The sequence below is a fragment of the Variovorax sp. 20P10.2.4 genome (assembly GCF_058244205.1).
Genome location: NZ_JBZAYE010001171.1, coordinates 1 through 1122 on the forward strand (window position 1 = coordinate 1; position 1122 = coordinate 1122).

A 1122-nucleotide genomic window follows, 5' to 3' on the forward strand; every position below is an offset into this window, starting at 1 on the left:
GGGCGGATGACGACGAAGTCGTCGGTGGGCCCGAGCGTGATCGAACCGCCATCGGGCGCGACGCCGTAGGCGCGGCCTTCGCTGTCGTGCGCCACGTAGGCGCGCGCCGCGGCATCGAGCACCGCATGCTCGCCGACCCAGATCGACCGGCCATCGACGAAGCTGCTGGCCGCCCCGTGGAAGAACGGGTAGCGCGTGTTCACCGCGATCGCGCCGCCCCAGGCGTTCACGCGGCCCTCGAGCGTGACCTGGCCGCCGCTGCTCAAGAGCGAGATGGACTGGCCGGGATCGACCGACAGCGTCGAGCCCTCGCCCAGCACGATGGGCGAACTCGCGTCGTACGCGGAGCCGGCGAGCAGCACCAGGTCGGCGCCGAGGCGCTGCGCGAGCCGTGCGCTGTCGGGATGTTCCTCGTACAGCGGCGGGGTCCAGCGCTGCAGGGCCTGCGCGGGGTCGGTGCCGGTGGCCGGCGCCTGCCGGCTGCCGTCCCAGCGGTAGACCGGCATGGCCACGTCCAGCGTCGCGCCGGCGGGCAGCGTCACGCCGTCATGGCCGTGGATCTCGTAGTGGGCGAAGCCGCTCTCGAACAGCGCGCCGCGCAGCGTCAGCACCGGCTTGACCGCCACGTCGACCGGCAGCGTCGTGCCGGGCTGCAGCAGCGTGCCCGCCGCGATCACCAGCGGCTGCGCGACGAGGGCGCCGGCCGCGTACACCGTCGTCACGGGCTTGACCGGGATGCCGTCGGGGAAGGCATCGGCCGCCACCGTGACCGTGGCGCTGCCCGCGAGGTTGAGGGCCGTCATGACCGCACCCTTGGGCACGCGCGTGCCCGGTCCCGCGAAGAAAGGCGCGGTGCTGAACTGCGCCGAAGCCACGCCCGGCGGAATCACCCAGTCCGCGGCCAGCGTCAGCGGTTTCTGCGCCGAAATGATCGGCACCAGGGGGCCGCCGATCTTCTGCCCCGGCGCGACCCGGGTCACGGTCGCGGAGAAGCCGAACGGGATCGCGCTGCCTGCCTCCACCAGGTAGTCGTCGGCCAGCCGCAGTCCCGCGGACGAGGCCTGGCCCGCCGGCAGCGTTCCATCGCTGCCCACGGGCGCCAGGCCCAGGCCGATCGCCTGC

The 1122-nt window shown here is 73.8% G+C and carries 1 protein-coding gene; it reads right to left on the bottom strand.

All coding sequences use genetic code 11. The features are described from left to right. Positions 1–1122: hypothetical protein (locus AC27VN_RS42050; protein WP_490880598.1), on the bottom strand; the 1122-nt coding region annotated here is incomplete at both ends.